The following is an 8728-nucleotide window of genomic DNA, read 5'->3' as shown; positions in this document are numbered from 1 at the left end:
AGTGCTAAAGCACTAAGAATAATGGCAACTCTTAATGCTTTAGCATTTAGAAGTTGTTGAGATTGAAGAGCCTTAACTCTTGCAACTTTAGTTGCTTAGAAGTTTAGGACAACGAAGCGAAGCATAGTAAAACGTAGTGAGCAGACTTTTGGAACGCGTTTATCGTACAATATATGTGAAATGGAACTGGGGCGTGACTTATGTCACAGCCCCGTTTTTTTTGCATATAAATAAAATAATTTCATTCTAAAAGAAAGAAATAGTTTACAATTTAATTAAAATAGATTACAATTGACACATAATAATAAAAGTAAATGGAGGTAACGAAGATGATGAGAGGTAGAAAAGTCAAGCCAAAACAAGTCAAGTACGGCAGAAATAATGTGTTAAAGGAGTCGGAAATGAAAACCATTATTGGGAGTGGAAATAGTCAGGTTCGGTTTATTCCAGATGAGTATTTACAGGCCAAGATTTTAAATGAAGGAGGATCTAAATAGATGAAAAAATATAAATCAGCAGAAAAAGAATTTCGATTACAAGGGGTGGGTTATAAGAAATTAGCCTCTCATGAAATGAAGGCAACGCAAGGCAGTGGAAATCGTGATGAAAATAAAATATCTCAGCATACTTTTGCAGCTAAAGTATTAATGAAGAAGACGAGGTAAGCGTCGATGGCTAAAAAAGTAACCTTTATTGAGCAGAGCGAGCATAGTGAATGTGGCATTACATCCGTGACAATGGTATTGAATCACCTTGGAAGAAAAGTTAATCTAAGCCAGTTACGAGATCTATATGGTGTGCCCAAAGGGGGCAATACACTCTTTCATTTAAAATCGATTTTTAATGATTTTGGTGTGAACACGGTGGGGCTAAAAATAGATTCGCTTGATTTTTTTGAAGAAAATAATCGACCTTGTGTCCTTTTCTGGGATAAAAAGCATTATGTTGTATTTGAGCGTAAAACAGCCACAAAAATGATCATTGTTGATCCAGCTTTAGGGAGAAAAAAATACTCATTTGACGAGTTTTGGGAACATTTCTCGTTATTTGGCTTAGTAGTTACTGAGGTAGCTGATAAGGTTGAGCTACCGGTTGAGGAAGCAAAGCCGCAAAATATTTTGATGTCAATTATTAAAACACAACGAGGTCGCTTGGCTGGATTAATTGCTTTGACTTTAGCCATTCAAGCATTGGGATTAGGGATTCCGATTGTGACGCAGCGATTAGTGGATAATCATGTCAGTATTTCCCGAAACTTGAGTCATCTAGATATTCTGTTTTTAGTTGGGTTAGTTTTCGTGAGTTACTACGCACTACAGGTGTCACGTAATTTAATCATTACAAAGTTTCAAATCTTTTTTGATAAGAATCTGATGACAAGCTTTATGAAAAAAATTATGGTATTGCCTTTGAACTTCTTTGTTAACCGTTCGACAGGGGATCTAATTTTTAGGTCTAATTTGACAACGTATATTCAGCAAATTTTGAGTAGTCAATTAGTGACAACGGTTATTGATATTATTTTCGTCTTTGCTTATTTTAGTTTGATGTTGAGTTATTCACTGCAGCTTACAATGATTAGTTTATGTGCAATTACTGTTATTATTATCTCTTCACTTATTAATTCTAAAAAGTTTCAAGCGTTGACGGATCAAGAATTGATCTTGCATTCTCGGGTTCATCGGACGCTGGTTGAATTGTTTGAAGGGATGGAGACGGTTAAATCTATCGGAGCGGAAAAGCAATTTTACGATAATTGGGAAAAGAATTTTGATGAGCAACTGGCTGTTCAAATGAAAAAGAGTCGAACGACTGGTTGGATTGGGAATATTGCGAGTACAACGCAGTTTATTTTACCTATTCTAATTACAGGTCTAGGGGTGTATGGCTTAACTAATCGGTCGTTATCAATTGGTGAGTTGATTAGCTTTAGCTCGATTTCGATGTCCTTTGTTATTCCGATTGTGACGCTGTTGGGCTCGTATTCTCAATTGTTAGTTTTGCGTTCCTATTTTGGAAAGCTATCTGAAATCTTGGAGCAAAAAACAGTGATTGATGATGATCGTACGGTGGAAATTGATGAATATCAAACGTTAGAATTGAAAAATGTGAAGTTTCAATACAGTAAATTTGAGCCAGCTATTTTGTCTAATATTAATTTGACGATCGGCAAGCAGGAAAAGGTTGCGATTGTTGGACCAAGTGGGTCAGGTAAGAGTACTTTATTAAAGGTAATTGCTGGGCTTTATGCGCCAACAGAAGGGCAAGTACTATTAAATGGTGAAAGTATTTCAGACATTAAGCAGGAGCGGGTTCGAGAAAAAATTAGTGTAGTCAATCAGAATCCTACTATTTTCAATTTGAGTTTACGTGACAATATTTTGATGAATAGTGAAGGCGTTGATGAGGCTGTTTTCTTACAGGCTGCCAATGATTCACGTGTTGAAGAAATTACTCGGTTATTACCAATGGGGTATGAGACACTGATTTCAGAAGGGGGAATGAATCTCTCTGGTGGACAAATGCAGCGGATTGCTATTGCTCGAGCGATGGTTAAGGAGCCTGAATTAATGCTGATGGATGAGCCGACGAGTGCGCTAGATAATATCTCTGAGAACTATATTATGAATCGAATCAAGGATTATACCTGTCCGTGTGTGGTTGTCTCTCATCGACTAAATACTATTCAACATTTTGATCGTGTGATTGTTATGAACGAAGGGAAAATTGTTGAAGAAGGCCCTCATGATGAATTGATGAAAAATAAAGGCTTGTACAGCCATATCTATTCAGGAAATTTGGAAGCAAGAGAGATGGCGAGCGATGAGTTGGAGGGAGAGGTGGCTGTTGGGTAAATGGACCACTTTTCTGATGAAAAAAGCAGGAGTTGTAGTTGGATTTTCTTTAGCGGTGCTTAGTGTAGCCATTATTTTTCCAATAGGGGTAAGGGCCGAGAGTGTTGATTTACTAATTGAACAGGATATGAGTATGAGTGATGTCCAACAAGCGGTGCTTGCTATTGATTCAGCAGCAGAGTTGTATTCACTAGACGAAATAGGGCTTCTTAGGATTAATTCTAAGGAGCCTAATCTAAAGGATAAACTGAGCGCTGCGCAAGCGGATAATATTCAAGAGATGGGACAATTGGGTGACATGCTGCCAGAATCAATCTCTCTCAGTCAAATGGAAGGGAGAAATCAGGCGATACTTCCAGAAGCCATGTCCTTATTAACGCGTTCTGCTGAAGCTGATCTGTTAAAGGAATTGTCTTGGCATGTGGATCGTGTAACTCAGAACAGTCAATCCCTTAAGATATCCGAAGGAGACGGGGTCAGTATTGGAGTGATTGATAGTGGTGCTGATATTGTCCATCCGTTATTGCAATCACATTTGGATTTGAGTACAGCGATCTCCTATGTAGATGGTGGTGGTGGGGTTAATGATCAAAATGGTCATGGAACAATGGTCTCAGGAATCATTGCGCAAACGGCACCTGGTGCTGTGCTTACCCCTTACCGAGTTATGGGACCAAGTGGTGGGGATTCTTTATGGACGATCGAAGCAATTGTCCAGTCAGCAAATGATGGAAAAGACGTGGTTAATTTAAGCTTAGGTACCTATAAAAGTTGTGATGACGACAGTGACCAATTGACCATTGCTGCATTCGAGCGAGCAATTGCTTATGCTGAGTCTAAGCAGGTGATTCTTGTCACATCAGGTGGTAATAAAGGACTTGACTTGGATGCCTACTATGAAACGGACAGGATCCGTCATTTACCTGGTGGTGTAGTAGGGGTGTTGCCCATTTCTGCGACCAGTAAATCGCAGATGCTAGCAAGCTATAGTAATTATGGGAGCCATATCCAGTATGCGGCACCTGGCGGAGACTTAATTTTGATTGAGGGAATGATCGATTTAAGTGAATGGATTTACGGTTTACATCCTACGACCTTGGATAACGGCTTGTCTATCTTAGGTGTCCCGCAAGGCTATAATTTTTCGAATGGGACAAGTTTATCTGCGCCCTTAGTGACAGGGATAATTGCCGATATAATCAGTCATTACCAAAAAATGACAGGAGCCAAGCCGACTAAAGAAGAGATTATGGCACTTTTAACCAATGGAGCAGTGGATTTAGGCTCTCTTGGCAAAGATAGTTTTTTTGGCAATGGTGAAATAAATGGGTATCTTTCTTTAGGGCTGATTAAGGATACTCTTCCGCCGACCGCTGATTTTCAAAGTCAATCAGTTGAGTTACACCATACTATCGATGTGGCTGATTTAGTAGCGAATGTCAAAGATAATGTCGATCAGCAAATAGATATGGTCTTTGAAGAAGCACCTGTAACAAATAAGATCGGCAGTAAAGAAGTCAGGATTCGCCTTAGTGATCAAAGTCAAAATAGTACAGTGCTTTCAGGCCTTATTGAGGTCGTTGATACACAGCCTCCTACAGGGGAATTAGCAGATAACTATGTGATGTTCTTAGGAGATGAGGTTGATTTATCTAAACTGGTAGTGTCGTTTGATGATAATGCAGGTAAGGATCAGGTCACGTTGACAATGGAGGAAACAATTAAGTCAGGGGAACTGGGAAAACAGCCTGTTAAAATTCGTTTGGAAGATGCTTCAGGTAATTTTACTGTATTAGCCGGTCAGGTTGAGGTGAAGGAGCGGTTAAAAGAGGAAATAATACCCGAAACCTCTACTCCCGATATAATTGTGCCAACAGTTAGTCAAAAGCAACAAGGATTTACTAAAAGTGATCCATTAGTGGCAAAGCAAAAGCAAGTGACCGATTTGCGGTTACCTAAGACAGGTGAGACAAATCAGGGATGGTTAATGGTTGTATTTGGCGGTCAAGTATTTATTGTGAGTGGCTATTTAATCTATTTGAATGTGAGGATGAAAAAGAAGGAGTAACTGCTATGACGATGAAAATTGATAGTAATGGGCTTCAAAACCAATTGTATGAGTTGCGTAAAGATCGTAAGGTCTCTCAAATTCATTTGGCAAGAGAGTGCGGTTTTTCATTGTATCGTTTGGGTAATATTGAGCGAGGAGAGAAAGTACCCTCGTTAGTTGAGGCCTTGATTTTAGCTAATTATTTTGAGAAGGATATTTCCTATGTTTTTACTGTTTCAAGTATGAAAGATTAATCAAAAAGAACTACTCTCTGCGAAAGCTGGGCATCCATAACTAACTAAATTGAGGTATTACCCGACTAGCGAAAGCCTGTCGGGTCTTTTGTTGTCTTTAAATCTCATCTAGTTTTCCAACAAATCGGTAGTAAATATCAATTCGTTGGATTCGTTTGCCAGTGCTTTTGTCTGGTTTGTGAATGTCGATTCGGTCAATTAGTTCATTCACTATGCTAGGGGATAAGCTTTTGAGTGTGGTATATTTTCGGACAATTCCAAGAAATTTCTGGACATTTTTCACATCTTCCTTTTGTTTGGAAAGTTGTGTTTCGAGTTCATCGATTTCTCGCTTTAATTCAGACTGCTCAAACTCATAATCTTTTGAAAGAATAGTAAAGCGTTCATCTGAAAGTTTACCTAGAACGTTATCTTCATATAATCGCTTGATAATATTATCAAGTTCGTTTGCTCGCTTCTTGGCTTCAATAACACGTTTTTCGGCTTTCTTTAGTTCTTTCTGTTGGTCGGTTTTAGCTCGCTTGGCTAGGCTCTGGATAAATTGTTCTTCATGTTGCTTAAGAAATTCAATTTTGTCGTTGATGTCATTTAGGACAATTTCGATTAACTTCATCTCACGGATGTAATGAGCGTTATCACAAATAGAATTGTGTCTACTGTAGCCCGTACATACATAACGCTCTTGATTTGGTGAAACACTTTTTCCAGTACAAAAGCAATGACGAGCTTTACAGTCCGCACAATAGACTAAACCAGAGAATAAGCCTACTCGGTCGGCTTTAGTATTACGTCGGCGCTTTTGTCTCATTTTTTGGACTAGGTCAAATGTTTCTTGGTCAACAATCGGCTCGTGTGTATTTTTAAATACCGCCCAGTCTTTTGGGCCATTCCGAATTTTTCGCTTATCTCGATACGATTTGGTTACTGTTTTAAAATTTACCGTATGTCCTAAATAGTCAGGACGCTCTAAAATTTTTACAACTACGCTACTAGTCCATTTACAAACGGGATTTTTTGCTTTGGTTTTAAATTCTGTAGCAGTTGGGATTTGTTCTTTCTGTAGCTTCTTCGCAATTTGAGTCGGTCCAAAACCATTTATGCAATAATTAAAAATCTTCTTCACTACTTCGGCGGTTGATTCGTCTACTAGTAAATGATTCTTATCCTCAGGGTCTTTCTTGTAGCCGAACGGCGCATGGCTTGAAAGGCGCTCGCCAGCCAAACCCTTGGCACGTTTTACTGCTCGAATTTTTTTGCTCGTATCTTTAGCGTAAAACTCATTAAACACGTTTCTAAATGGTGCGAAGTCGATTTCATTTGCATCTTGGGTTTCAGAGTCCACACCGTCGTTGACTGCAATAAAACGAATGTCTAGTTTAGGAAATAGAATTTCCGTATATAGCGCCACTTCTGCGTAGTTTCTTCCAAACCTCGAAAGGTCTTTAACGATAAAACTTTTTACTTCGCCATTATTGACGAGTCTTAATGCCTCTTGAAAGCCTGGGCGATTAAAATTTGTACCCGAATAGCCATCATCTACGAAAAACCGCGTATTATACAACTGGTTTTCACGAGCGAACTTTTCAAGCATGGCTTTCTGGTTTGTAATTGAGTCGCTATCTCCTTGCGTGCCGTCATCTTGCGAAAGTCGGGCGTACAAAACAGTAACCTCCTGCTTGTCTTTATTCCTCCTTGGAAGATTATGATTTTGAGTTGTCAATGTACGTTGTAAGGTGTCTAAATTCATGATATTTTCTCCTTTCGAAGATTCATGAAAACCCTACGGCTACCTACTATTATACCATTTTTCAGGTCTGATTTATAGCAGTAGCCGAGAGTTTATGGATTATTTATCTATCTTTTTCAAGCTCTCTTAACATTAAAGTAAGCAGAATATTAGCGATATTTCGATTTGAATTATCTTCTAAAAACGAATTGATAATATACGTTTTTTTACCGTCTTTAATTATTTTGGTTGAGTGCTTTTTATAGGTTTTGTTTGTCATCTACCTCCTTATTAGATTCGCCAGTTAATAGCGTTTCAAATTCATCAATCGTTATCACACGAAATAGCATTTCTGCTTTTGGTAAATATTCGTGAATGTATCTTGTAAGCTGTTCTCGTCGTTTTTCATTTATCGTTATCCATAAAACATATGGATAAATGCCATTTTGTCGTTGTTCAATGCCTGAGTTAAAATGGGCGATGTAAAGCTTATTTTTGCGAATCACACGGCTTGGTGCTTCTGTTGCCTGATCTAATTCCATGAAGTAAAATTCCTCATATTCATCATTTTGGGCGAACCTTGCGAATAAGTCAGGCTTGAGATAGGTTGGTGTATTTTTCAATGAAAATGTCCGCCAACATCTCGGTTCATGTTGCACTTCCAAGAGTTCAATTTTATTTTGTCGGTCAAGTTCTTTTAGCCTGGTATAAGCTTCTGCAATCGCTAAGGTATGCTCTAAAAATAAGATGTTCGGTTCATATAGTTTCTTTCTTGTTGCTTTTATTGAGTTAATTTCATCTAACCTGAGAAGCTGAAAACCAGCACTAGATATTGTATGAATGGTTGAACCTGATCCCGCTCGTATTCCGCCCACACGCTGGTCTAAACTGGCAATTAAACCGAACTTCTTTAATTTATTTACAAGTCTGTTGCAAGCTCGCAAATTAGTAGCTTGGTTCTCGTTTTTCGTAAAAAAGATGCGTTGCAATTGATTGGCTGTAATAAATTTTACATTGTTAATCGTCTGCAAAATTTCAAATTCATGTGAGCTTAGTAGGTGTGATATGCGTCTAAGCTCTTGCTTCGTAATACGTTTATTATTTTTATCAGTCATAGTAATATCCCCCATCGAGAGAATTTCATTTATACATTAAATTAGAAAAATTTATATATAAAAGTCATCTCCCTTATTTTAAATTTTTGTTGATTTACCGCCTTAAAGAAGCCATGCCTCGTTGACACGGTCAGACAGTAGCTCAGACAAGTTTATTCGTCTGATTTTTTAGCTTTTTTCGTTAATCTTCCAACTGAAAAATCAATCTCGTCTGGTAATTTATCAATCTCTTGTTTATCATTTGAACTCATTAGCTCAATATATTCTTTTTCAATTTCATCAATATCTCGCCCGTAAGTTTCGGCACTTTTGGCAAAAACTTCGGCGGGTAATCGTAAGCTTGGTTTTGGTGGAAAAGTTTTTCCACTTAACCAAGCATTAGCAATTTTCTTTTCATTTAAACAGGTGTATATTTGATATTGAGGTAGGCTTTGAAAGTCTATTTCACTCAACTGGGATGCTGTAAGGTCTGCAAACTGCACAGCATCTCTTTTATTTGGTGTGCCAAAAATTATCTTACTTCTGGCATTGGTAAAAACTGCCTCCTTTAGCTCTTTTGGCATTTGTCCGAGGTTTTGACAAGCCAGCGTGCAAGCCATGCCTAAGCCTCTCGTAAGCGCCAAAATTTGTTCAAATTTACCAGCCGATTTTTTAATGTAGGCATGAAATTCGTCCACCACCAAAGAAATCGGCTGCCTTTGTTCTTCGCTTAGTTCGGCTCGCTTCAT

General features: G+C 38.2%; 8 protein-coding genes. 5 read left to right on the top strand and 3 right to left on the bottom strand.

The window, feature by feature from the left end:
* Positions 1 to 329 precede the first annotated feature (329 nt).
* From AC5KOD_RS01525 to AC5KOD_RS01505, 5 genes are read left to right on the top strand one after another with little or no spacing between them, the layout of a single operon-like run.
* Positions 330 to 497 (top strand): hypothetical protein, encoded by a 168-nt coding sequence (locus AC5KOD_RS01525; protein ID WP_496912787.1) that lies wholly within the window; start codon positions 330 to 332, stop codon positions 495 to 497.
* Positions 498 to 665 carry a hypothetical protein gene (locus AC5KOD_RS01520; RefSeq protein WP_496912786.1) on the top strand — a complete coding sequence of 56 codons (168 nt, stop codon included), beginning with the start codon at positions 498 to 500 and terminating at the stop codon, positions 663 to 665. It begins immediately after the preceding gene.
* A gap of 6 nt (positions 666 to 671) precedes the next feature.
* Complete coding sequence (locus AC5KOD_RS01515) at positions 672 to 2855, top strand: peptidase domain-containing ABC transporter (protein ID WP_496912785.1); 2184 nt, start codon at positions 672 to 674, stop codon at positions 2853 to 2855.
* Entirely contained in the window at positions 2848 to 4923 is a 2076-nt protein-coding gene (locus AC5KOD_RS01510; protein ID WP_496912784.1) for a S8 family peptidase, read from the top strand. Before AC5KOD_RS01515 ends, AC5KOD_RS01510 begins: the two co-directional genes overlap by 8 nt.
* Positions 4924 to 4928: 5 nt before the next feature.
* The gene (locus AC5KOD_RS01505) at positions 4929 to 5159 is read left to right on the top strand and encodes a helix-turn-helix domain-containing protein (RefSeq protein WP_496912783.1); all 231 of its coding nucleotides are present in this window, start codon (positions 4929 to 4931) and stop codon (positions 5157 to 5159) included.
* Between the two features lie 97 nt (positions 5160 to 5256).
* On the opposite strand, the gene AC5KOD_RS01500 is transcribed toward AC5KOD_RS01505, so the two are convergent.
* From AC5KOD_RS01500 to AC5KOD_RS01490, 3 genes are all read right to left on the bottom strand, one after another.
* Positions 5257 to 6819 (bottom strand): recombinase family protein, encoded by a 1563-nt coding sequence (locus AC5KOD_RS01500; RefSeq protein WP_496912782.1) that lies wholly within the window; start codon positions 6817 to 6819, stop codon positions 5257 to 5259.
* A gap of 326 nt (positions 6820 to 7145) precedes the next feature.
* Positions 7146 to 8000 (bottom strand): replication-relaxation family protein, encoded by an 855-nt coding sequence (locus tag AC5KOD_RS01495; protein WP_496912781.1) that lies wholly within the window; start codon positions 7998 to 8000, stop codon positions 7146 to 7148.
* Positions 8001 to 8152: 152 nt separating this feature from the next.
* The coding region (locus tag AC5KOD_RS01490) for a TraM recognition domain-containing protein (protein ID WP_496912780.1) at positions 8153 to 8728 on the bottom strand (576 nt) is incomplete at its 5' end.

This window comes from Vagococcus sp. WN80Y (assembly GCF_059621045.1).
Note: the sequence above shows the minus strand (reverse complement) of the source record. Positions and strands in the feature narration are given on the sequence as shown.

Bases quoted from the DNA above. Each gene is read 5' to 3' on its own strand.
- AC5KOD_RS01505 (WP_496912783.1), top strand. From the start codon at position 4,929: ATGACGATGAAAATTGATAGTAATGGGCTTCAAAACCAATTGTATGAG.
- AC5KOD_RS01515 (WP_496912785.1), top strand. From the start codon at position 672: ATGGCTAAAAAAGTAACCTTTATTGAGCAGAGCGAGCATAGTGAATGT.
- AC5KOD_RS01495 (WP_496912781.1), bottom strand. From the start codon at position 8,000: ATGACTGATAAAAATAATAAACGTATTACGAAGCAAGAGCTTAGACGC.
- AC5KOD_RS01525 (WP_496912787.1), top strand. From the start codon at position 330: ATGATGAGAGGTAGAAAAGTCAAGCCAAAACAAGTCAAGTACGGCAGA.
- AC5KOD_RS01520 (WP_496912786.1), top strand. From the start codon at position 498: ATGAAAAAATATAAATCAGCAGAAAAAGAATTTCGATTACAAGGGGTG.